Annotated in this window: 16 protein-coding genes and 1 tRNA gene; 8 read left to right on the top strand and 9 right to left on the bottom strand. The window is 61.1% G+C overall.

Features of this window, described 5'->3' with window-relative positions:
• Window positions 1-169: 169 nt before the first annotated feature.
• Window positions 170-1,684 (top strand): sensor domain-containing diguanylate cyclase, encoded by a 1,515-nt coding sequence (locus O6760_RS26660; protein WP_269582681.1) that lies wholly within the window; start codon window positions 170-172, stop codon window positions 1,682-1,684.
• A 2-nt stretch (window positions 1,685-1,686) separates the two neighbouring features.
• On the opposite strand, the gene gor is transcribed toward O6760_RS26660, so the two are convergent.
• The 3 genes from gor to rpiA form a co-directional block, all read right to left on the bottom strand.
• Window positions 1,687-3,063, bottom strand: coding sequence for a glutathione-disulfide reductase (gene gor, locus O6760_RS26665; protein WP_269582682.1), 1,377 nt, complete (start codon window positions 3,061-3,063; stop codon window positions 1,687-1,689).
• 256 nt (window positions 3,064-3,319) lie between these two features.
• Complete coding sequence (locus O6760_RS26670; RefSeq protein WP_269582683.1) at window positions 3,320-3,835, bottom strand: DUF2059 domain-containing protein; 516 nt, start codon at window positions 3,833-3,835, stop codon at window positions 3,320-3,322.
• Window positions 3,836-3,887: 52 nt separating this feature from the next.
• The gene (gene rpiA / locus O6760_RS26675) at window positions 3,888-4,580 is read right to left on the bottom strand and encodes a ribose-5-phosphate isomerase RpiA (protein WP_269582684.1); all 693 of its coding nucleotides are present in this window, start codon (window positions 4,578-4,580) and stop codon (window positions 3,888-3,890) included.
• Window positions 4,581-4,803: 223 nt separating this feature from the next.
• Here rpiA and O6760_RS26680 point away from each other — a divergent pair, with 223 nt between their 5' ends.
• Both O6760_RS26680 and gph read left to right on the top strand, forming a co-directional pair.
• Window positions 4,804-6,576 carry a methyl-accepting chemotaxis protein gene (locus O6760_RS26680; RefSeq protein ID WP_269582685.1) on the top strand — a complete coding sequence of 591 codons (1,773 nt, stop codon included), beginning with the start codon at window positions 4,804-4,806 and terminating at the stop codon, window positions 6,574-6,576.
• 341 nt (window positions 6,577-6,917) lie between these two features.
• Window positions 6,918-7,583 (top strand): phosphoglycolate phosphatase, encoded by a 666-nt coding sequence (gene gph, locus O6760_RS26685; RefSeq protein ID WP_269582686.1) that lies wholly within the window; start codon window positions 6,918-6,920, stop codon window positions 7,581-7,583.
• Here the strand turns inward: gph and O6760_RS26690 are convergent.
• Window positions 7,570-9,531 (bottom strand): DUF4139 domain-containing protein, encoded by a 1,962-nt coding sequence (locus O6760_RS26690; protein ID WP_269582687.1) that lies wholly within the window; start codon window positions 9,529-9,531, stop codon window positions 7,570-7,572. The two genes, gph and O6760_RS26690, sit on opposite strands and share 14 nt — an antisense overlap.
• 144 nt (window positions 9,532-9,675) lie before the next feature.
• Between O6760_RS26690 and O6760_RS26695 the strand changes: the two genes are divergently transcribed.
• From O6760_RS26695 to O6760_RS26705, 3 genes are all read left to right on the top strand, one after another.
• Window positions 9,676-9,750: transfer RNA gene (locus O6760_RS26695), tRNA-Val, on the top strand.
• Between the two features lie 590 nt (window positions 9,751-10,340).
• On the top strand, window positions 10,341-13,328 hold the full coding sequence (locus tag O6760_RS26700; RefSeq protein ID WP_269582688.1) for a hypothetical protein: 2,988 nt from the start codon (window positions 10,341-10,343) through the stop codon (window positions 13,326-13,328).
• A 229-nt stretch (window positions 13,329-13,557) separates the two neighbouring features.
• Window positions 13,558-15,426: a tetratricopeptide repeat protein gene (locus O6760_RS26705; protein WP_269582689.1), complete on the top strand. Its 1,869-nt coding sequence runs from the start codon at window positions 13,558-13,560 to the stop codon at window positions 15,424-15,426.
• 5 nt (window positions 15,427-15,431) lie between these two features.
• On the opposite strand, the gene O6760_RS26710 is transcribed toward O6760_RS26705, so the two are convergent.
• The 5 genes from O6760_RS26710 to O6760_RS26730 form a co-directional block, all read right to left on the bottom strand.
• Window positions 15,432-16,310 carry a class I SAM-dependent methyltransferase gene (locus O6760_RS26710; RefSeq protein WP_269582690.1) on the bottom strand — a complete coding sequence of 293 codons (879 nt, stop codon included), beginning with the start codon at window positions 16,308-16,310 and terminating at the stop codon, window positions 15,432-15,434.
• Window positions 16,311-16,349: 39 nt separating this feature from the next.
• A complete protein-coding gene (locus tag O6760_RS26715) occupies window positions 16,350-17,042 on the bottom strand; it encodes an acylneuraminate cytidylyltransferase family protein (protein ID WP_269582691.1) in 693 nt (230 codons plus the stop codon).
• A 14-nt stretch (window positions 17,043-17,056) separates the two neighbouring features.
• On the bottom strand, window positions 17,057-18,094 hold the full coding sequence (locus O6760_RS26720) for a GDP-mannose 4,6-dehydratase (RefSeq protein ID WP_269582692.1): 1,038 nt from the start codon (window positions 18,092-18,094) through the stop codon (window positions 17,057-17,059).
• Window positions 18,095-18,144: 50 nt separating this feature from the next.
• Window positions 18,145-19,968: an N-acetylneuraminate synthase family protein gene (locus O6760_RS26725; RefSeq protein ID WP_269582693.1), complete on the bottom strand. Its 1,824-nt coding sequence runs from the start codon at window positions 19,966-19,968 to the stop codon at window positions 18,145-18,147.
• Window positions 19,969-20,222: 254 nt separating this feature from the next.
• Complete coding sequence (locus O6760_RS26730) at window positions 20,223-21,035, bottom strand: ferredoxin--NADP reductase (RefSeq protein ID WP_269582694.1); 813 nt, start codon at window positions 21,033-21,035, stop codon at window positions 20,223-20,225.
• A gap of 140 nt (window positions 21,036-21,175) precedes the next feature.
• On the opposite strand from O6760_RS26730, the gene O6760_RS26735 reads away from it, so the two are divergent.
• Both O6760_RS26735 and O6760_RS26740 read left to right on the top strand, forming a co-directional pair.
• Complete coding sequence (locus O6760_RS26735) at window positions 21,176-21,595, top strand: hypothetical protein (RefSeq protein WP_269582695.1); 420 nt, start codon at window positions 21,176-21,178, stop codon at window positions 21,593-21,595.
• A 117-nt stretch (window positions 21,596-21,712) separates the two neighbouring features.
• Entirely contained in the window at window positions 21,713-22,747 is a 1,035-nt protein-coding gene (locus O6760_RS26740) for a GlxA family transcriptional regulator (protein ID WP_269582696.1), read from the top strand.
• The last annotated feature ends 85 nt before the right edge of the window (window positions 22,748-22,832 follow it).

The raw sequence follows: 22,832 nt of genomic DNA on the forward strand, positions 1-22,832 counted from the left end.
CAGTAAAAACACGTGCAACCGGTTTGTGAATTCGACAAACATTCCCGACATACGTGGATCCACTATTACAATATTCCCATCACTTGTTAATGTATTCGCCCTTACAATCATTACAGGACCACACCTACTAAGCTCAAACGCTGATAAAACAACCTATAGAGATCGCAACTTGACCGAGTTACGGCGCAGATACAGCGACCAATCCGTGAAATATTCACGGCAACAGATTTCCAAGCTGGCATTTGTGCTTGCCGGGTTGCTGATTGCCGTTACGTCGGTCTCCCTGCTCTTTGTCGGCTTTGTCGCATCGCACGCGTCCAGGCAACAGGCCATCGCCAACGAGGAGCGTCTGTTTCAAAACACTGTTGACGACCGAATGCGGTCCATCGTTCGTGAACAGATCACCGTGGCCTCTTCCGACGAGTCCGTCAGGAAGCTGGTCCGGTCCTTCGACGCCGCCTATGCGCGGCTAAGCTTCGACACGCTCTGGTCAACCTACCGGCACAGCAAGGTCATGCTGATTTCGGGAAATGGCGACGTGATTGCGGAATCCTTCGAGGACTACACCCACATCATCTCGCGCCCGATCTCGGAAATGCCGGACCTCGCGCAGATCCATGACAAACTGAAGGGCGTCTACCTGCGCAACCGCGTCCGCGTGCCCGGCGGCTTCGGCCACAGAACCCTTCAGGGGATCGATCCGAGCGAGTATGCGATCATGGGTTTCGTCAAGATCGACGGCCGGCCGGCCCTGTTCGGCGCGATGCCGATCATGCCGGACGAATATGAGACTACCCTTCCCGACGGCCCTCCGACGGTGTTGCTGTCCGCGCATTACATTGACGACTTCATGCTTGCGCAGCTGAACGGGCAACTGGGTTTCGAAAATTTCCTGTTCACCGGCGGCGCCGTTGAGGAAACCGACGGTCCTCACCATGCGGTCGCCAACCAGCGGGGCGAACCGATCGGAACCTTCACATGGAACAGCCAGACCGTCGGCGATTCGATCTGGCCGACGATCATTCCCGTGATCGTTCTGCTCAGCCTTGCGCTTGGCGCGCTGGCTTTCGGCATCGCCTGGCGGATCGGCCAACTGACCTCGTTCCTCCAGGCAAGCGAGAGTCAGAACCGGTATCTTGCGCTGCATGACAGCCTGTCCGGACTGGCAAACCGGCTGCAGTTCAACCGTGTCCTGGAGACTTCGGTCAAGAACCTGCCGGACAAACCCTTCGCGGTCATCCACTGCGACCTCGACAAGTTCAAGGCGGTGAACGACACCTATGGCCATGCGGCCGGTGACACGGTCATCAAGACCATGGCGGAACGGCTCACCAAGGTCATCGGAAAACCGGGCCTGGTCTGCCGCATCGGCGGCGACGAATTCATGGTGATTTACCGGGGACCGGTCGACAGCGGCAATCTTGAAAGTCTCAGCAAGGCGCTGATTGCCGCCGGCCGGCAGCCTATTCCGCTGTCGGAGGATGTCAGCGCAAATATCGGTCTGAGCGTGGGCATCGCCATCGCACCGCAGGACGGCGACACGGCGGAGCAACTCGTCACCCGGTCGGACGCGGCCCTTTACCATTCCAAGAAAATGGGCCGCGGCCAGTTCACCACTTACGCCGATATTTCAGAGGCCAGGGACGGCCCGGAAGACCTGTTGCAGCGGCAGGCCAGCGCCTAGCTCTAGCCGCGCAGGCGCTCCGTCGGCTCACGCATCGTGACCAGCTCCTCGGCAGCCGTCGGGTGTACGGCGATGGTCCTGTCGAAATCCGCCTTCGTGGCCCCCATCTGCAGTGTAACGCCGAGGATCTGGGCCAGCTCTCCCGCATCCGGGCCGACCACGTGCACGCCGAGAACCTTCTGGCTGTCCGCGTCCACGATCATCTTCATCAGCATTTTTTCGTCGCGGCCGGACAGAGTGTGTTTCATCGGACGGAAGCTGGACTTGTAGATGTCCAGGTTCGGCGTACGTGCCAGCGCTTCCTCCTGGGTCAGACCGACAGTGCCCATTTCCGGCTGCGAGAACACCGCTGTTGCGATCAGGCTGTGATCCACCGTCCAGGGCGAGTTGCCGAAGACGGTATCGGCGAAGGCGTGTCCCTCGCGGATCGCAACCGGGGTCAGATTGGCCCGGTTGGTGACATCCCCGACGGCGTAAATCGAGTCCACGTTCGTCGCGGAATCCGCGCTGACCTTGATGGCGCCCGCGGCGTCCATTTCGACACCGGCCTTTTCGAGACCCAGGTCGCTTGTGTGCGGCTTGCGTCCGATCGCGAACATGATCTGGTCGGCTTCAAGGGTCAGGCCCGCCTTGGTGTGGCCGGCAAGCGTTCCATCCTGCCGCTTTTCGATACGGGTGAACGTGTCCTCGCGAATGACCCGGATTCCCTTCTTCTCCATCTCCTGACGAACCATGGTCCTGAGGTCCCGGTCGAAGCCGCGCAGGATTTCCTCACCGCGGTAGATCAGGGTCGTGTCGACGCCAAGACCGTTGAAGATCCCGGCGAACTCGACCGCGATGTAGCCGCCTCCGGCAACCACCACACGGCGTGGCAGCTCGGCCAGATGAAACGCCTCATTCGATGTGATGACATGCTCGACACCGGGAAGGTCCGTGTCCACATTCGGCGAGGCGCCGACCGCGACCAGAATGAATTTTGCGGAGATCGTCTGGCCGGTCGACAGCAGACGCACCGTGTGGGCGTCCTCGATGACTGCCCGGCTGTCATGGATCTCCACATCGGTCTTTTCTAGGTTGCGCCGGTAGATGCCTTCCAGACGGGTGATTTCCTGGTCCTTTGCCGCAATCAGCTTGTCCCAGGAAAAGCCGCGTTCGCCGACGGTCCAGCCGAACCCTTCCGCATCCTCGAACTCCTCGGAAAACTTGGAGGCGTAGACAAAAAGCTTCTTGGGCACACAGCCGCGGATCACGCAGGTGCCGCCGTAACGGTATTCCTCGGCAATCCCGACCCGGGCGCCATGGGTCGCGGCGATCCGAGCGGCACGGACGCCGCCGGAGCCGCCTCCGATGACAAAAAGATCGTAATCAAAGTCGGTCATGGACGCCTCATTCGTCTTATCAGCAAATTTACGGCCATGATAAGCAGCCGATCGTTCGCCCGAGATAGGCAGTCGCGGCAGACTTGCAAGCCCCGCCGGCACGCACAGGCACCGGTGTCTTCGGGAATGGCCCCGTTATTCAAATAATATGGGCCGCTTTCGCGGCCCCTGAAGCCGGCACCGTGACCGGCTTCACATGTTCGTGCGGTGGTCGTGTTCCGGGCGGCCTCGCCGGCGGCCCGGAAACGCACTCAACTCACTGCGCTTCGTTACGCTTGGCGAGTTCTTCCTGCACCATCGTCACCATTTCGGTGGAGATCTTGTCCTGCCACTCACGCGCGGCACCGACAGAATACTGTGTGATGACAGGAATGGACTTGGTCAGCTTCTGGCCCAGGTCCGTGCTGTAGAATTCGGCAAGCTGGTTGAGTTCTTCCTCGGTGAAACTGTCCGCCCATGCCTTGTAGACCAGGTTGTTCAGCTCACCACGCCGCGATGCCAGCCTCAAGGCAATGTCCTGCGTGACCTCGATGATTTCTTCCGCGCGGGTCGGATCCGACTGGATGAAGGCCGTACGGGTCTGTTCGGCAAGGATCGGAAGAATGTCGTCAAACGGCTCCAGGAGCTTGGTCGCTGCGGCAACCCGCTTGGCAGCCTCGAGATGGCTTTCGGAAATCGCGTCTTGCGCGGTTGCTGACGCTGTCAGGAACCCGGCGGCCATCATGGCTGCGCCCAATACAGCTGCCCGCGGGAAAGATTTAATAAGCTTCATTTGTCTACTCCTAGGCGGCTTTCAAATTCGTCGTAAAGCCAAATTCACCACATTACATGGGCAAAACGGTCTTTACCCCATCTGTGCCGGCCACGTAAGCCTTTGTTGCAAGTTTGAGAAAGAGGCCGTGCTCGACAACGCCGGGAATCGCAACCAGCCGGTCGGCCAGGGTCGCGGCGTCCGCGATCGCCTCAAGATGAGCGTCCAGGATATAATGGCCGCCATCCGTTTCGAACGGGGCCGCCGCGCCGCCCCTCAATTCCAGTTTCCGCGGAAGACCGAGATCCGCCAGGACGTTCAGGATCGACCGCCGGGTCGATTCAAGACCGAAAGGCACAACCTCGATCGGCAAGGGAAAGCGGCCAAGCGTCTCGACCACCTTGCTGGCGTCGGCGATGACGATCATTTCGGCGGACGCGGACGCCACGATCTTCTCGCGCAGCAGCGCACCTCCGCCGCCCTTGATCAGGCTGAGATGCGCATCCAGCTCGTCGGCACCATCGATGGTGAGATCGAGTTCGGGAAGTTCGTCCAGGGTGGTCAGGCGGATACCGAGTTCCAAAGCAAGGTCCCGCGTGCGCTCGGATGTCGGCACGCCGATTACATCGAGCCCGGCCGCCACACGCCTGGCCAGCGCGTGCACGAAGAACTCGGCGGTCGAGCCAGTCCCGATGCCCAGTCTCATGCCGGACGTAACATCTTCCGCTGCGCGTTCCGCAGCTTCCTTCTTGAACTGGTCGCTCATCTCTTGTCCCTTCAGCTCCCGACGCCATGGCGTACGAAAGCCCGCGATCTTCTTCAGGCCGCCGGGTGCTTAACATGGCCGGTATCTGCCGGTCCAGTGAGATTCCCCACTTCGCCGGGGAAAGCCGAAGCTATGTAGGACAAATGCGCTTTGTTAACCATCGTTTTAGACACCGCCCCGATAATGCATCAACTTGACCGGCGGCAAGAAAGTACTCGTGAAAATGAACATTCTTCGACTGAGATCCAGGCGGGAAGACAAAAGCGACAACGTCGCCAATATACTACCTAACCCTGAGGAAACTAATGAGGGTGAGGAAAACGGCGTAGACGCTCATCTTGCCAAGGACCAGATGGGATTTGTGCTCGACAGTCTTGAAGACGACCTCCAGGTTGCCGCAAAGACCATCAACGCCGCGGCGGAAAAGGTTCAGGACCGGCTTGTCAGCCAGATGGACAAGCTGGAAACGATCCGCAGCGACAGCCGGTCGCTGGCGGACCAGTCGTCGGTCGCGAATGAAAACGCGACGGGCCTGGCCTCCTCCATCACGGAATTGAGTGCTTCCAGTTCCGAAATCGGCTCACAGGTCAGCGTGTCCAACCAGCTTGCCCAGGAAGCCCGGGATGTGGCCAATCAGGTCAATGACGGCGTCCTGGAACTGAAACACGCGATTGACGACATTGCCAATGTGGTCAGCCTCATCTCCGACATCGCCAAGCAGACCAACCTGCTTGCCCTGAACGCCACCATCGAGGCCGCCCGCGCCGGTGAAGCGGGCAAGGGCTTCTCCGTCGTGGCCAGCGAGGTCAAGGCCCTGTCGGTCGAAACCCAGTCGGCCACCGAGCAGATCGTCGCCAATATCGACCGGCTCAACCAGTCCGCCGAGCTCAGCCTCGGCTCGGTCAACCAGATCATCGAGGTCATCGGCAAGATCCGTCCGAGTTTCGCGGCCGTGGAAGACGCGGTTCAGACCCAGGTGGAGACGACCAACCTGATCGGTGAACAGGCGCAGCAGACAGCCGAATTCGTGCAGGAAGTGGTGCGCACCGCAAAAACCATCACCGCCTCCGCCGAGGCCGCCGAGGAAGGCGGTCGGATGGCACGCGAGACCGGCGCCGAAATGAGCGCCGCCTCGGGCGCGCTGCAATCACGCTTCACGATGATGATCCGGCAAACCGAAATCGGCGACCGGCGGCAGCATGACCGGCTTCCCGTCAAGCTGCCGGGCACCGTCACCAACGGATCGGTTTCGTCGAAAATCGAAACCCATGACATTTCCAAGGGCGGCACGCTGTTCAATCCGGAGACGGACACGCAGTTGCGGCAAGGCAGCACCGCGCAGATCGAACTGAGCGGAATCGGCCGGGTCGACGTCCGGATCGTGGCGGTGACCGAACACGGCTGTCATGGCTGTTTCGTCAATCCGGACCAGGATTTCCGTGAGGCCCTGGACCGCAAGATTGCCGCCATTCATGCCAGCCATTCCGTGGAAGTGGAGCGCGTCCAGTCCGGCGCCGCCCGTATCGCCGCCGCCATGGAGGACCTGATCGCCCGGCGCCAGCTCACCATCGACGATCTGTTCGACACGGATTACCAGCCGATTTCCGGCACCAATCCGCAGCAGGTGTCCACCCGCGCGCTTGTCCATCTCGAAAAGATCCTGCCGGACATCCAGGAAGACATTCTTGGCAAGGGCAACGGCATGGCCTTCTGCGCCGCCGTGGACCGGAACGGCTACCTGCCGGTGCACAACCTGATCTATTCCAAGCCGCAAAAACCGGACGATCCTGCCTGGAACACCGCAAACTGCCGCAACAAGCGCATCTTCGACGACCGTGCCGGGCTGAGCGCGGCCCGCAACACCCGGCCCTTCGTGATCCAGTCCTATGCCCGCGACATGGGCGGCGGAAACATTGTCTGGATGAAGGAGATCGATGCTCCGATCATCGTCCAGGGCCGGCACTGGGGCGGGTTCAGGACTGCCTACAAACTGTAGGCTGTAGTGACAAATTCACGACTGGCATCGTTGGGGTCAGGATCGTTTTCCTGAACAGGCGGAAAGCGCAAGGAAGTGCAGCGCACTTTCGAGCATTTCCAACGCCTTCAGGGACGATCCTGGAGCAACCCCGAAGGGGCCGTCCGAAAATCGGGTCATTTCCGCGTCGCATGTCGTCGAATATGTCCCGCATGTTCGTCCTCCATGCTCCTTGAAATGACCCGATTTTCGGGCGGCGCTGCCAATCGTTAACTTGTCACTACAGCCTAGGTGACGCAATGCTTGCGGACACTCCGCGTTCCCGCTAGGCAGGAACCGGTTTCACGTCCGCAGAGGGTTTCATGTCCGTATTGGTGTTCGATCTGGACGGCACGCTGGTGTCGTCCATGGAGGATCTCGTTGCCACGCTCAACGTGGTCATGACAGATGCCGGCCATCGCGCCATCCCGCAGGACCATGTCGCGCACATGGTCGGGCTCGGGGCAAAGGTGCTGCTTCAGCGCGGGCTCGAGTTCAACAAGATCCCGTGGACGGACGAAACCATCGAGCCGCTGTTCCAACATTTCCTGGAGCATTACGCCGCCAACATCGCCGTGCATACCCGTCCCTTTGAAGGCGTCGTGCCGGCCTTGCAAAAACTCCGCGGGGACGGCTGGAAACTGGCGGTCTGCACCAACAAGGCGGAACGGCTGACGCTGCCGCTGCTGGCCGCGCTGGATCTGGACCGGCACTTCGATGCCGTTGTCGGCGGGGACACCTTTGCCAGGGCCAAACCGCATGCCGAACCGCTCCTGGGTGCCATCGACCGTGCCGGCGGCCAGGTCGCCGGTTCGATCATGATCGGCGACAGCGGTACCGACATCGATGCGGCCCGCAATGCCGGCATTCCCGTCATCGCGGTCGATTTCGGTTACACCCCGGTTCCCGTCCGGGATCTCGGCCCGGACAGGGTGATCTCGCATTTCGACGAACTGGCCGGCGCGGTCGAAGCGCTCAGAACGTCCTGATCGCATCCCCGAGCGTTTCGCGGATCTCTTCGCGCCGTTCGAACAGCGCGGCGGTCTGGGTCTCGATGTCCTCGATGCGGGTTTCGGACTCTTCCAGCTTGCGCGCGGCACGCTTGTACAGGTCCGCGCCCGGCTCGATGGCGGCCAGGTTGGCCCGGTGGCGCTGCTGGTCGTCCGTTTCCTCGTCCTTCTTCTGCCTGAGCTGCTGGATCTGGCGCTCGATCTGGGTGATCTCGTTCTGCAGCTCGGACAGGTCCTTCAGCTTCGCCGCGACCGCCTTGTCCGGCGAGCGCAGGGACAGGTAGAGCAGCTTGTTGGCGTCGGTGGAAATCAGGGCATAGGTTTCGGAAAGCGTGCGTTCATGGAGCGCCGACACGGTTTCGGTCGCGCCCGCGGCCACCTCCACCTTGAGGCGGTGATGGCTGACGGTGCTGTCCATCTCGCTGCCGGAGGAAAACTCCCAGCCGGGCCGCTTGGCATGTTCGATGATGACCGTCCGTTCGCCGTCCGGAGCTCCCTTGATGGCATAGCGTGTCGAGGACCGCTCGCGCACGGTTGCGGTCAGGACACCGTCATTGACCTTGATCGAGACGATCTGGCTGTCGCCGCTGGTGTCCTGCGCGATCCGCACCTTCTTGTCGGTCGCGAAACTCGCCATGCGGCTTTCCCCGGACGGCATGCCGTTGATCTGGGCATCGCCGACATAGCCTTCCTTTTCGTCATAGACCGTCAGGATGCCCTTGGGCAGGCTGGTGTCCGTCTCGTTCTCGATCAGGATCGCGGCAACGGGATGGGCCAGTCCGCTTTCCGGCCTGAAGACCGACACCGTCTCGGCGGAGACGACCTTGTCGACGATCGGCGCAGACAGGGTCTGGCCGCTTTCAAGGGTCACCCGCCAGGGCAAGGTGAAGGATGCGGTCACCGCGCCCTCGACGGCCTCACCGACAGTGGCATCGGCCATCTTGCGCAGCCGGGGCGACGGCGCTGCCGCAGGCGCCGCAAGTCCGGCCAGCTGGGACCGGCTTTCGAACATGGCCTCGCTCTCGGCAACGTCAAACACCGGCTCCGCGCCGCTGTCGGCCGGCGGCACGTATCCCGCCGAGACATCGATCGGCACTTCTCGGCGCTGTTTCCAGTAAAGGTCGTGCAACCGCTGTTTCAGCGTGACCGGCGCACCGGAGGACAGCGTCACCTCGACATTCTCCCAGTCCTCGCCGCTGGCGTTTTCCAGCACCGCCCAGGCCTGCAGGCGCGCCTTGTCGTCCGCCATCGTCACGACCCGGTAGGCCGTCTTCCAGATCGGTGCCGGCACCACATAGGACACCGCGACCTCGCGCGCACCCTCGCCGCCCACCTTCAGGGCCACCGTCCGGGCACCGTCCGCCTTGCCGCTGCCGACCGCTCCGAGTGCCCTGGCCACCTTCTGGCGAATGTCCTCGTCCAGAAAGGTCACTTCCGTGTCGGCGCTGAGTTCGACACCGGTGATGCGGCCGTCGCTCAGAACCGAGACGATGAAGGCCTGCCCTCTGTCGCCCTGGTCTCTCGCCGAGACGCCGAGCACCATGCCCTCGACGGTCGACCCGGCCTTTTCCAGGCGGATTTCCGTGCCCTGCAGGGCTGCCAGCAGCCGCGCCGGCGACTGCAGGTCGTCAACGGAGAACGGCAGGTTTTTGAAGGTTTCGGCGAGCGGGTTCGGCCCCGGCAGGGTGATCCCCTCCACCGCCCCGGCCTCGTCGAAGACGACGATGCTCTTCAGGACGTCGTTCACCTGGTCGAGCGGCACGGTCATGTTGATCAGGCCGGCGCTGTCGATATCGGCCTTGCGGATCACCTCGGCGAGACCGCCGGAGGACAGCGTGATCGAGGTGATCGGACCATTGTCCGCGCCGAAGGCGGCGGTGGTGGTCATCAGGCAAAGGAAAAGGGTTGAAGACGAACGGAAAAGCATTCAAATCACTCCAATACAAACCGGTTTGGAGATCGTCCGCCCAAATTGCGGCCTTTTGTGGAAACAGCCGGAGGCCGGCGGCAAAAAGGACTTGCCAAGACGGGTTCCATCGCTTAGACACCCGCCATCCTCAAGGATCCTAGAGGGCGATTAGCTCAGCGGGAGAGCGTTCCGTTCACACCGGAAAGGTCACTGGTTCAATCCCAGTATCGCCCACCATTCACAATTTTTACTGAATTTGTTTGCGTGCTCATAAACGCTCGCAGATTAACGGCAGCCTTTTAAAGACCGTCGCCGGTGTCGCTTAGCGTTTGAATAGTTTGATATTTCGACGAGTGATCTGATGAGCTGCTCGGTGAAATGTAGGCCATCAACTCATCTGGATCAGCATAGATCAAGCTGTCGGCGTCGATCAAAGAATTGCGAATGTCGTGACCATGCAAGAATCCAACGGCAATTAATGTCGCACATCCGGCAGCAGATTTACTCAAAAAGCATCTCATTCTATAGATATAGGCATGATTTTTAAGAACACAAGAAAGAAATATTTCTCACTTGTCACAGTAACTACTCGCGCTTGTCAATATAAGACGGCTCAAGCTACGAATTCCCCGACCTTCGCTATGCATCAGCACAAACGACAAGGGTCTTAGACCCTTGAAAGGCCGCCGCCCGGGGCAATGCCGCGCTTTTCCCTAACCCAGGGTTAACCAGCCTTCAATTCGCCCCCGGACGGCACACCGCGCGCCTTGTCAGGCACAACCCAAGCAGGCAGACTTCCCGGATTGCACATCCTGGGAGGCTTGCCGATGTTCCGTTCCTGCGCCGCCGCGTTCCTGATGCTTTGTTCGGTGGGCGCCGCCGGCGCGCAATCCGGAACCTCCGGTCTCCCGCTTCCCTCCGAGCTGCCTTTGCTCGACTATGAGGCCGAGCTGTACCCGTTCGTCGCCGCGCGCAGCTTCGCCAAGGACGGCTGGAAGCATGACAAGCGCTGGCGCGACACCGGTCCCTTTCTGCTCGACACCAATTACGGCACGCACCCGGCCGTGCGGATCTACTATTCGCCGGGGCTGATCGACTGGCTCGAGGGTGGGCGCAAGGGCACGGTTCCCGACGGTGCGATGATCGTCAAGGAAATGGTCAGCCCTCCGGCCGCCCGCTACGTGGAATACCGCAGCATGCTGGAAGTGCTGCATCCGGACGATCCCGACAAGGTCGAAAGCGAACTGCTGGCCTTTCTCTTCAAGACCGGCGGGCTCAACTGGACGGTGATGGTCAAGGACAGCTCCGTCTCCCATGGCGGCTGGTTCTTTGCGTCGGTCGAGCCGTCGGCGGAGGTCGATTCCTTCAATCCGCCGTTCTCGCCCCCGTCGGGTCAGGCCGGCATCGGCACCTGCATGCGCTGCCACGCGTCCGCCGAGAACGAGCTGACCTTCTCCGCCCTCGACAACATCGAAGGTTATGACGGCGAGCCGCTCATCTTTCGTGTCGACGAAAGCTGGCGCGACATGACCGACTTCCCGCCCGGTCCGTTCAACCTGCCGGCCGTGCAACGCCCGGCAGCGGGCGCAAGCGAAGCGGCCCTGATCGAGGATCTGTTTCACAATGACGATGCGCTGGACCGGTCCAACGCGATGGCCGCCAGTTCGCCGACGGCCCCCAATCCGGCCTTCACAAAGACCTTTCCGCCAGTGGGCGGCATCGCGGTACCGGCCGACAAGCTCCAGACGCTGCCCAGCCAGTGGCTGGACCACGTGCCGTCCCGGCCCGACGACCCGCAGCATTTCCTGACCTCCGACAATTGCCTTGGCTGCCATGGCGGCCTTGGCGGCCCGCCTTACGGCAACACCATGTTCCTCCAGACCGGGCCGAACTACGGCGACGGCTTCAACATTTCCGAATATGGCGAATGGCGCTGGTCGCCGATGGGGCTTGCCGGGCGCGATCCGATCTTCTTTGCCCAGCTGGAAAGCGAATTCGCGCTTCTGGAAAAGGCCGGTTCCGGCGACCTGACAGCCAACCTCGGCACCACGTGTCTCTCGTGCCACGGCGCCATGGGACAGCGTCAGCTGCAGATCGATGCCCATGCCAACCCGGACGCGGGGCTGAATGCCAACGATTTCAAGGTGGACTACACCCTGCTCCACACCCCGCTGACGAAAGCGGAGGAGGACAAGCAGAAGGCTGACGGCACCTATCCCTACCATATCTACGGCAACCTCGCCCGCGAAGGCATTTCCTGCGCCGTCTGCCATCACGTCGCGCCGCCGCAGCGCGCCGAAGGCCAGCCGGACTACAACACGCTCGACACCTTCCTGATGAACGGAACCACCGGCGTCTTCCGCCTGAACGACGCCGACAAGCTGGTCGGCCCCTACAAGGACGTGCGCCAGGTGCCGATGCAAAACGCGATGGGCATCACGCCCGTCCATGACGGCTACATCAAGGACAGCGAGATGTGCGGCACCTGCCACACGATCAACCTGCCCAATGTCGATGCCGATACGAAGGACCCGCTCGACGGCTATACGGCCGCGGACCAGGAAGTCTTCAACCAGGCCGCCCGCAACGGTGCCGCCTATCTGAAGTCCGAATACGGCGTGACCTATTCCGAGCCGCTGACGAAGTTCCAGCACTCGGTCGAGCAGGCCACCTATCTTGAGTGGCAGAACAGCCGGTTCAGCAACGAGGCCACGGGCAGGACCTGCCAGAGCTGCCACATGAAGTCGGATTTCAGGAGCGCCGACGGCAGCCTCACCGTGCCCTCGATCACCACGCAGATCGCCTCCATCCAGGACGACACGCTGCCGGACGTCGCCAACCGGTTGCCTTCAAAAGACCTGAACGTGCCGTTCCGCGAAGGCTACCGGCGGCACAATTACGTCGGCCTGAACGTCTTCATGGTCGAAATGCTGCGCCAGTTTAGCGCCGAGATGGGCATGAGCACGACGGATCCGATGACCTTTGCCACCAACGGCGCGCAGCTTTCGATCGACACGATGGCGCTGCAGGCGGCGGAGGAAACGGCGGACATCACGCTGGATCTCGCCAAGGGCTATGACGGGCTTGTCGCCAGGCTTCATGTGACCAACAAGACCGGCCACCGCCTGCCCTCGGGTGTCGGCTTCCGCCGGGCGTTCCTGGAGGTCCGCGCGACCGGCGACGACGGCAGGACGCTGTGGTGTTCGGGCTGCACCAACGGCGCCGGTGTCATCGTTGACGCCACGGGAACACCGCTGAGGACCGAGTTCCTCGACGTCGTTCCGGATGGTGCGAAGATCGCGTTGTACCAGCCGCATTACAGCGTCATCACGGACCAGTCGCAGGTGCAGATCTACGAGGAACTGACCCTCAACGCGGCAGGAGACTTCACGACAAGTTTCGTGCACCGGGACTCCCATCCGAAGGACAACCGGCTTACCCCGCAGGGGTTCCTGAAACCGGGCACGCCGGAATTCCGGAAAAGGTTCGGCAACAGCGAAGTCACCGAGGCCTTCATGAAGGCGACGGTGCCGGAGGGGGGCGCCGCGAAGGATCCGGACTTCGTCGCCGGCTCCGACCGGCTGGAATACCGGATCGCGCTGCCGGAAGGCACCGACCCTGCCAAGGTCACGGTGACCGCAACGCTCTATTCGCAGGCAATCCCGCCCTATTACCTGAAACAGCGTTTCGAGCTCGCCCCCGACGGTCCGGCCACGCAGCGGCTCTACTATCTCGCCAGCCGGCTCAAGACCGAGGGCACGCTGATAGAGGACTGGAAACTCAAGACCGCCTCCGCTTCGGCGGCGCTGCAGTAGGTACTGAAGGCGTAAAAGAAAGGAAACCGGGAAACATGGCCTGCAGCGGGGCACGTTTCAGGGGGCTGGCCCGTGATCGTGACGAAACCACTCGATCGCCCGCAGTCCCTGATGTGCACTTCAGATCCCCCCAATCCCCAGACGATTGGGGCATTCGGCCCGCTTGACCTGCCAAACCCGTGCCATCCTGTTATTCTCGGGCGGTGATTCCCCTGAAAGCAGAGACAGCATGGCCACGCAGACCGCACCCCAGAAAAAGCTTCTCGAGAAACTCATCAAGGGCGTGAACTATCAAAAGGCCGGTGAACTCGAGAAAGCGCAACGCTGCTATCAGCAGGTTCTCAAAAAGGTGCCGAACCATCCCGATGCGCTGAACCTGCTCGGGGTGTCCTACCGGCAACTCGGGTATCCCAAACGCGCCACCGAGCTGATCCAGAGGGCGATTGCCGCCAATCCGAAGGAGGCCTCGTTCTACACCAACCTCGCGCGGGCCATGATGGACACGGGAGCGGAGCCGGATACCCTGCTCGCGCTGAGCAACAAGGCGCTCTCGCTCAATCCGAACGAACGTGAAGCGCGCAACATCAAGGGCATCGCGCTGACCAAGAAGGGCGATTTCAAGGAGGCTGAGTACCTGTTTCAGGGGCTGATCGTCGAATTTCCCGAACACGTCGACGCCTACCAGAATTTCGGCATGCTTCTGATGGATGCCGGACAGGCCGAACACGCGGTCAACTTCTTCACCAAGGCCGTGATGATGGCGCCCAACAACCCGAACAACTACATACAGCGGGCGCGGGCGCGGCTGAAACTGAAGCAATACGAGCCGTCGCAATACGAGCTGACGGAAGCGCTGGAACGGTTTCCCGGCAACAGTGATGTCGAACATGAAGCCGCACGGCTCCTGTTCAGCATGAACGAGGCCCGCAAGAGTGTCGAATACGCCGAAAAGTCGCTGAAGTCCGATCCGACAAACCACCACAAGGCAATCACGCTCGGGGTCTCCTACCTGATGAACCGGCAAGCCAGGGAATCCCTGGAAACCCTCAAACTGGCGAAGAAATACGCGCCGGAGGACAACAAGACGGTCGACTGGAACCTCTCGCTTGCCTATCTGGCCAATGGCGATCTCAAAAACGGCTGGGCCCTGCACAAGGCCCGGTTCGAGGACAAGGGGACCAAGGTCCATGACCGGAAATTCGACGTGCCGGAATGGCGGGGCGAAGACATTTCCGACAAGACCGTGCTGGTCTGGAGCGACCAGGGTCTCGGCGATGCCCTTCGCGCCGGAACGATGCTGCCGGAACTGATCGAACGGGCCGGCAAGGTGATTGTGGAGCTGTCTGAAAAAGGCGCCAAATTCTTCCAGTATTCCTTTCCGCAGACCCTCTGCCGGCGTTCGGAAATGGACAAGGACCTGCGGTCGACGAAATCGGATTACGACCTGCATACCAACATCACCGACCTGGTCGAATTCTTCCGGCCGGACCTGGACGCCTTCAAGCGAGCGCCCTGCCCGGTCTATTCCTTCGAGAAGGAGCGCGCGCAGGGCTACCTGCAGCGCCTGGAAGGCCACGAAAACAAGCCGGTCATCGGCATTTCATGGCGCTCTAAAAACCTCGCCCCGAACCGCGCACGCTATTACCTGTCAGCGCCGGGCATCGCGCCCGTGATCGCGTCCCGGGACGCCATCTTCGTCAACCTGCAATACAAGGCGGTGGACAAGGAGATCGCGTTCTTTCAGGAGAAATTCGACGGCAAGTTCAATGTCTTCGAAGACGTGGACCTGTTCGACGACCTTCTTGGAGCCGCAGCCCTGACGGCCTGCTGCGATTTTGTCGTGTCGGCCAATACCAGCGTTGCCGACATGGCCGGCCTGCTGAACGTTCCGAGCATCCGCTTCGGGCAACAGGAAGCCGCCCTCAATCTCGGTCAGGACAATCCGCCCTGGTATCCGTCCATGACCTACATGCACCCCTATACGGATCGCCCTTGCGCGGAATTCGTTCCGGAGATCATCAAGGAGATGGACCGGCAGCTGGAAGACTGGACGCCGGAGCGCCGCAACAAGCGGCTGGAGCTTTCAGGCGGGTCCTGACCGGATCAACCAGGATTGCGGGCAATCGCCACCAGTGTGTCCGTGGCATCGATCCGGTTGAGAGCCGCCTCGTAGGCACCGCGCAGCTCGGGCGTGTCAAGTGCCGCCAGGGCGGACTTGTGGCCGCCCGGCCTGCCGTCGGCAAGCCAGGTCAGGTGGTTTGACAGCGGATAGCGCTGAACCCCTTCGACCACGACCTGCTCGAAACCGGCCGCCTCCAGCAACCGCCTCAGGCTGTCGCGCGTGTGCAGCACAAGGTGCTGGCTCCACAGGGTGAAGTTCCGGAACGCCGCGCAATTAAGATCCTTCAGCAGAAAATCATTGGCGTGGGGGACTTCCAGGACCGCCGTTCCGCCCGGCTTCAGGACACGGCGCAGCTCTTTGAGCACGGCGAACGGGTCCGGCAAATGCTCCAGAACGTGAAAACTGACCGCCGTATCAATGCTGCCGTCGGCGAGTGCATCCAGGGACATGTGGCACGAAAGGCCTTCCGCGTTCAGGGCATCGACATAGTCGCGCTGCAGTTCCACACCACAGCAGGAGGCTGTCCTGTGCTGAACGGCCCTGAGATAGGCGCCGTCGCCACAGCCGAAGTCGACGATGGACCGGCCGCAGACAAACGGCATATAGGCGGCGGCGCGCCGATCCGCGTCCCTGGAGATCTCGTAATCGCGGGAGCCGGTCCTGGCGAGGTTGATGTCGCGATAGCCGCCGTCTTCATAGACCTCATCGCCACCGTAGAAGCCGTCGATATAGATCACGCCGGACCGCCTGTCCCGGTAGACCGTGACGTCGTCCCGGTCCCGCGTTCCGGTCGCATAGACCTCGCGGCTGTCCTGCGCCGCCACGCCGATCCGGGAGAGGGTGTCAAAGATACTCGTCATGTTCCTTGCCTCGCTGAAATCAGACACCGGCGCTTCGGGTCAGGATGTCCTGCCCGCGGCCTTTGCAAACGCCTCCAGCGCAATCCAGTCCCGTGGCGTGTCCAGGTCGATCTCGGTCGCATCGGCAAGGACAACGGGCACGCTTTTGCCGAAGAAACGCTGGCCGGCCCTGCAGACCCCCTCCCGGTCAAACGCGTAGATGGCGCCGGTCTCGCGGTATTCCTTCGGACGGTCCTGACGGCGCTGGCGCGGCTTGGAGGCGTCGTGATTGACGCCGATGCCGGTGCCGTCCGCCGCGATTTCCCAGAGAAAGGCATGAACCTCCACCACGGAAAAGGCCGTGTCCGCGCCAAGCCGAATGCGCTCGGACACCACCAGATCGATCTCCTCGGCGGTCGTCAGCGGCGAGGTGCATTGCAGCATCACCAGCGTGTCGGCATCCGCGCAGCCCGGATGGTTTTCGACGGCATGCAGCAGCGCGGATTCCGAGGAAGCCTCGTCGCCTGAAATCTCCGCGGGCCGCTTCAGCCGGATTGCGCCGTAGGTTTCGGCGACTTGCAGGATGGCGTCGTCGTCACTGGACACGACAACTTCGGTCACCGTGGCGGCGGCCAGGGCCGCTTTTATGGAATGGGCGACCAGCGGCACGCCGAGAAACGGCTTGATATTCTTGCCCGGAATGCCCTTGGATCCGCCCCGGGCCGGAATGACCGCAACCGTTTTCCCGCTCATCAGCGCCCGCGCCTCTAAGCTTGCAGGCCAGGCATGTCGACGGCCGCCTTCTTCAGGTCGTAGATGGCCATGCGCCGGGCAATTTCCGGCGCAAGCACTTCGGGTTTCCAGCCAAGGATCTCCTGCGCCTTGGTGTTGTCACCGCGCAGGTAGACGACGTCGGACGCCCGGAAATAGCGGGGATCGACATAGGCAATCAGCCGGCCGGTCTTGCGGTCATGGACCTTTTCCTCAAGCCCCTCGCCTTCCGAAACCGGATCGAAGCCGACTTCCTGCGCAGCCATGAACAGGAAGTCCCGGACCGTGTATTCGGTGTTGGTCGAGATGACGAAGTCGTCCGGCTTGTCGTGATCCAGCATCTTGATCATCATGTCGGTATATTCCGGAGCATAGCCCCAGTCGCGCACGCTGCTCAGGTTGCCGAGCGGCATGGCCTCGGCGTTCTGCAGCTTGGTGCGCGCCAGCCAACTGGTGATCTTGCGGGTGACGAACTCGTAGCCGCGCAGCTCGGATTCGTGGTTGAACAGGATGCCGGACGTGGCGAACATGTTGTAGGCCTGCCGGTAGTTCACCACCAGCGAATGCGCCGCCAGCTTGGAGACCGCATAGGGGCTGAGCGGGTTGAACGGCGTCTTCTCCGACTGCGGCTTTTCAAGGACATCGCCGTACATTTCCGAAGTGGAGGCCTGGTAGAGCTTCGCGTCCAGTTTCAAAATACGCATGGCCTCCAGGATGTTCAGAACCCCCATGTAGTTCACATCCGAGGTGTAGTGCGGAAACTGGAAGCTGTCGGCGACAAAACTCTGGGCCGCGAGATTGAAGATGTAATCCGGCCGGATTTCATTGAGCACGCTTTGAACATTGGCGAATTCGGTCACCTCGAGCGTGCAGAATTTCACATCTTCGCGAATGCCGAGTTCCTTCAGCCGCCCGGTTTTGGACGTCGACCCCCGGCGCATCGCACCCCAGACCTCGTCGCCGCGCGCAAGCAGCGAACGGGCCAGAAAAGCTCCGTCCTGTCCGGTGATCCCGGTGATCAGCACCTTAGCCATTTATTCCTCCTGTTCGGACGCCGATATCCGACTCGCACCGTGACCATACCCTAATTGTTCAAAGACCCTAACTGTCTGATGGCATTGTCGAAGCCGTCGCCTTCAGACAGGTGCCCCTGCCAGACTTCCAGAACCTTGCGCTGCGGACCGTCAAGATAGACCGAGGGGTCTCCCAGATCGCCCTGGCCGAACTCGATCCCCTCGCCGTCGATGCCGACCGCGTCGGCGATGTGCAGGTGGCGCGCCAGCGGCATCAGGCGGTCGCACCAGCCGCGCCAGTCCGCCTTGGAATAGTTCGCGGACAGGATCAGGTGGGACAGGTCCAGGCAGAGCTCCATGCCGATTTCGACAACAATATCGATATCGTCTTCGCCGCAGAACATGTCGAGCACGTCCGCGCCGCCGAAATACCAGGCGATGCGCGGCAGCCATTGCGGGTAGATCGGTGCGCCTTTTTGCCGGCCCGTCGTGTCGAGGCACTCCTGAAGACGCAGATAGGTCTCCCTTTTGCCTTCCGGCCGCAGGCGCGAAAAACTGCCGACAATCGGAACCGATGCGCCGGTCCGCTGTTCCAGTTCGACGGCAAGGTCGACGCAGGTCGCGACAACGCGCCGGCTGCCGTCGCGGATCCGCTCGTCCTCCGCCAGCGGGTCGATGAGTGTCTTGCTGTCGATGTAATCGGGAATGTGAATGGAATAGTGCCGGGTCAGATCGAGCCGGGCAAGGTTCTCGGCCATGTTCCGTCCGAAGGCTCCGACTTCCTCGTAGGAGAGATGCAATTCGTTGTTGCGGATCGGAAACCGTGTCTGCAGCACTTCCGCGTCGTGCAGGCGCAGGGGAATCGACAATTGCTTTTGGTCGCAGAAATCAATCAGGCTCTGCTCAAGCGGCGCCTTGGCCTCGGTGAAATGAAGGTCCGATATGGCCGTTCCCGCTGCAACAGGCCGTTTGACCCTGGCATCTCCGCGCCGCCTCACCTCGGCCCAGGTCAGGCCCTTGCGCGGTGCCTTGACGACGGTGTTGTCGGGTGAAAGCACGTCGCCCGGGGCGATTTCCCGGCTGGCATAGAGCGACGAGCCGAGGTTCTGCATGTTGATGCGTTCGCCCTGGTTGATCTCGCGCCGGCCCGTGCCCTGCACCGCCTCGTAGGCATTGAGCAACTTGCACAGGCGCCGGAACTCCTCAGGGTCGGAACTGGAACTGTCGTCGATCCCCCGGCCGTGCTTGTCCATGGTCAGGTGCCGTTCGAACACTTCCGCTCCGTTTGCGGCCGCGATCAGGCAGACCTCCCAGTCCTGGTCGTGGGTGGAATAACCGATCGGCGCATCGGTCTTCTCGCGCAGCGTCCGGATGAACCGCATCTGCTGGTTCCCGAGCAGCACCGGGTAGTTGGAAATGCAGTGCAGATAGGTGATGTCGGGGATGGATCGGGTCGCCTCGATCGCCCGGAAAATGTCCTCTTCACCGTGGCCGCCCGTGCTCAGGATCAGCGGCTTTCCGAGACCCGCCATTGCGAAGATCAGGTCTTCGTTCAGGAGCTCTGCGGACGGCACCTTGAAGAAGTCGAATTCCCGGATGCGATCGCCGAAATCGGCGGCGTCCTCGAACTTGAAGAAGCTTATGCCCGCGGCCATGCCCTTGTCGCGGATCCGTTCGGCAAGCTGAAGGACAGTCTCCGGCGGGATATAGCAGTCGTCGATCTCCCGGCTGAGGATCTCGTCGCCGATCTCGTGCGTGGCCTGATAGAAGCCTTCCTTGGCGCGGTACTGGAACTTGGCTGCCCAGGCACCGGCCTCCGCAGCAATATCGATCAGCTGTTCGGCGACGCCGGACGATCCGCGGTGGTTGATGCCAAGCTCGGCAATAATCTTCATCTAGAGCAACCCGAGGTCTCAGGACCTTCAAACAGGGGTCCATGCAGTCATGGCACAAAGACTATTGCAAGCCCTAAGCAGTTGATATTGATACCCCCTCCATCGAGCGCGCCTTCCACAGATAAGCAACGGCCATTTGCGGATTTCGGGCGCCGGAAGCGCCTGCATTCGCCCAACCGCACCTCGACAGGGCAAAAAGAAAAGGGCCGGAGAGATCCGGCCCTTTTCTGATTCTTCCAAGGAAAGGCGTCTGCCTAGCCGACGAAAGCCCGCTCGACAACGAATTCGGCCGGCTTGTTGTTGGCCCCTTCGTTCAGACCGGCTTCCTCGAGAAGCGCCTTGGTGTCGCGCAACATGTCCATTGACCCGCAGATCATGCCACGGTCAACGGCCGGATCGAGCGGCGGCACGCCGAGATCCTCGAACAGCTTTCCCGACTTGATCAGGTCGGTAATCCGGCCCTGACGCGGAAAGTCTTCGCGCGTGACGGAGGTGTAGTGCACCAGCTTGTCCTTGGCGAATTCGCCGATAAGGGGATCGTTGATGGTTTCCTGCACAAGGTCCTCGCCGTATTTCAGCTCGGCGACCTCACGGCAGGTATGGGTCAGGATGACCTGGTCGAACTTTTCATAGGTGTCCGGGTCGCGGATCAGGCTGGCGAACGGCGCGATACCGGTACCGGTGGAGAACATGTACACGCGCTTGCCGGGAACGAGCGCGTCGTTGACCAGCGTGCCGGTCGGCTTTTTCTTCATCAGCACGGCATCACCCGGCTGTATCTTCTGCAGATGGGAGGTCAATGGGCCATCCGGCACCTTGATCGAGAAGAACTCGAGCTCCTCATCCCAGGCCGGGCTGGCGATCGAATAGGCGCGGTAAAGCGGCTTGCCGTCGATCATCAGACCGATCATGACGAATTCGCCCGAGCGGAAACGAAAGCTCGCCGGGCGGGTCATGCGGAAGCGGAAAAGCCGGTCCGTGTAATGCTGGACGGATTTTACTTCTTCCACGAAGGCGCCGGCCGGAGCCGCAGCCTCGAGATCGGCTGGTTTGGCTAATACATTCATTTCAATCGAGGTCCGTTGATCGTCGCACATTTTCGAAGTGTGCCCCATGTAGCATCACTTGCGCGTTGACTTGAAGCAACTCGGATCCACTAAACCGACATTGGGCAAAAAAATCATTCTAATTTTGGTCAGGTTTCAGGGTGTTTCAGCAAAATTTCCCTCAAATCCGGCCTCCGGCCAGCCGACGGCCGCATCCGGTCGCGGCGCCAGGCCGCCGTCTGGCGCCCACTCGTCTCGACAACACTGTTTACCGTCTCGCGGAAACGGTCGCGTTTGCCGTCGGATTCGTGACTCAAAATGAAAGTGACGCTCTCGCGCTCAAAGTGCCGCACTTCATTCTGGACGATCTGCCGGAACCGGGTGCATTACCGGCCCTCGCCGAGAGCGCGCTGCTGCCGGCCGGTCATGCCACCCGTGACGAGGCGATCTTCGCCATTCCAGTAATACGTCACTCCCTCGGTGCGTGTATCAAGGATCTTTTCGCGCGAGAGACAGCAGCCGCCGAAGGGATGTTCCGTATTTGGTTGTCCGGGTTTACAGGCCGTTCACCTTCGATGTGACACTCCAAAGAAAGATTGCTCGTCGGAACTTTTTTATTTGACACATAAATAAAAAATGCAAAACTTACTACAAATCAAAGACAAGCTTCAATAATACCTTCCAATGAGGCAAAGTAAATGTCCGGACGCGCACACGAAGAAACAGGCCAGTCCATAGCATTCGTGCTCATGGACCGCTTCTCCATGAACGCTTTCGCGAGCGTGATCGAACCCCTGCGAATAGCAAATCGCCTGCTTGGCAGGGAATACTACGTATGGACGACTTATTCCCTCGACGGGAATTCAGTCGTGGCAAGCAACGGATGCGAAGTTGCAGTAAAAAAGTCTATTCGCGAACTTCATGACGCTGATGTTACACTTTTGTGCTCTGGTATTGATGTCGAGCGCCTCCCGCTTGACCCCGATCTGGGCAACAAGCTGCGCCGCCTGAATGCCATGGGCCGGACCTTCGGCGCCATCTGCACGGGGGCCTACCTGCTGGCGCGCTACCACCTTCTGGACGGCCGCCGCTGCACCATTCACTGGGAAAACCTGCGGTCGCTGCGCGAGGAATTCCCGGACGTGGAAGTGACCTCGGACATCTTCGCGATCGACCGCAACTGCATCACTTGCGCTGGCGGCATGGCCTCCCTCGACATGATGCTGCGTCTCATTGCCATTCAGCACGGTGCCTATCTGGCCCATGAAGTGGCGGAAGTCGCGCTTTACCAGAACATGCGGTCCGGCGAATCCGCGCAACGGCACGATATCGAGGCCCGCACCGGCATCTCCAACGCCAAGATCCTCGACGCGATCCGCATCATGGATCTGCATATCGAGGATCCGCTCAGCTGCCAGCAGCTGGCAATGACGGTCAACCTGTCGCCACGCCAGCTGGAACGCCTGTTCCGCCGCCACTTCAACTGCACGCCCGGCCAGTACTACCTGCGTCTGCGCCTGGAAACGGCCCGCGACCTTCTGCGCCGGACCAGCCGTCCGGTCCTGGATGTGGCGCTTGCCTGCGGTTTCGCGTCGACCTCGCATTTCACCAAATGCTATCGCGAACGTTTCCTGTGCACACCGACAGAGGAACGCCAATCCTACCAGTGGGCCAATACCAAGACGACCTCGGGCGTCGGCACCGCCACTCCGATGCGCCTCGTCGCGAAATAGACCTGTCCCCGAACACCGCCTCATGAAAGCGCCGCGGTCTCCGCGGCGTTTTTCGTTGATGAACCACAGGGCCGGTCCGGAACTT

This window comes from Roseibium sp. Sym1 (assembly GCF_027359675.1).
Classification (GTDB): Bacteria; Pseudomonadota; Alphaproteobacteria; order Rhizobiales; family Stappiaceae; genus Roseibium.

Bases quoted from the DNA above. Each gene is read 5' to 3' on its own strand.
- gor (WP_269582682.1), bottom strand. From the start codon at position 3,063: ATGACCGACTTTGATTACGATCTTTTTGTCATCGGAGGCGGCTCCGGC.
- O6760_RS26670 (WP_269582683.1), bottom strand. From the start codon at position 3,835: ATGAAGCTTATTAAATCTTTCCCGCGGGCAGCTGTATTGGGCGCAGCC.
- rpiA (WP_269582684.1), bottom strand. From the start codon at position 4,580: ATGAGCGACCAGTTCAAGAAGGAAGCTGCGGAACGCGCAGCGGAAGAT.
- O6760_RS26680 (WP_269582685.1), top strand. From the start codon at position 4,804: ATGAACATTCTTCGACTGAGATCCAGGCGGGAAGACAAAAGCGACAAC.
- gph (WP_269582686.1), top strand. From the start codon at position 6,918: ATGTCCGTATTGGTGTTCGATCTGGACGGCACGCTGGTGTCGTCCATG.
- O6760_RS26690 (WP_269582687.1), bottom strand. From the start codon at position 9,531: ATGCTTTTCCGTTCGTCTTCAACCCTTTTCCTTTGCCTGATGACCACC.
- O6760_RS26700 (WP_269582688.1), top strand. From the start codon at position 10,341: ATGTTCCGTTCCTGCGCCGCCGCGTTCCTGATGCTTTGTTCGGTGGGC.
- O6760_RS26705 (WP_269582689.1), top strand. From the start codon at position 13,558: ATGGCCACGCAGACCGCACCCCAGAAAAAGCTTCTCGAGAAACTCATC.
- O6760_RS26710 (WP_269582690.1), bottom strand. From the start codon at position 16,310: ATGACGAGTATCTTTGACACCCTCTCCCGGATCGGCGTGGCGGCGCAG.
- O6760_RS26715 (WP_269582691.1), bottom strand. From the start codon at position 17,042: ATGAGCGGGAAAACGGTTGCGGTCATTCCGGCCCGGGGCGGATCCAAG.
- O6760_RS26720 (WP_269582692.1), bottom strand. From the start codon at position 18,094: ATGGCTAAGGTGCTGATCACCGGGATCACCGGACAGGACGGAGCTTTT.
- O6760_RS26725 (WP_269582693.1), bottom strand. From the start codon at position 19,968: ATGAAGATTATTGCCGAGCTTGGCATCAACCACCGCGGATCGTCCGGC.
- O6760_RS26730 (WP_269582694.1), bottom strand. From the start codon at position 21,035: ATGAATGTATTAGCCAAACCAGCCGATCTCGAGGCTGCGGCTCCGGCC.
- O6760_RS26740 (WP_269582696.1), top strand. From the start codon at position 21,713: ATGTCCGGACGCGCACACGAAGAAACAGGCCAGTCCATAGCATTCGTG.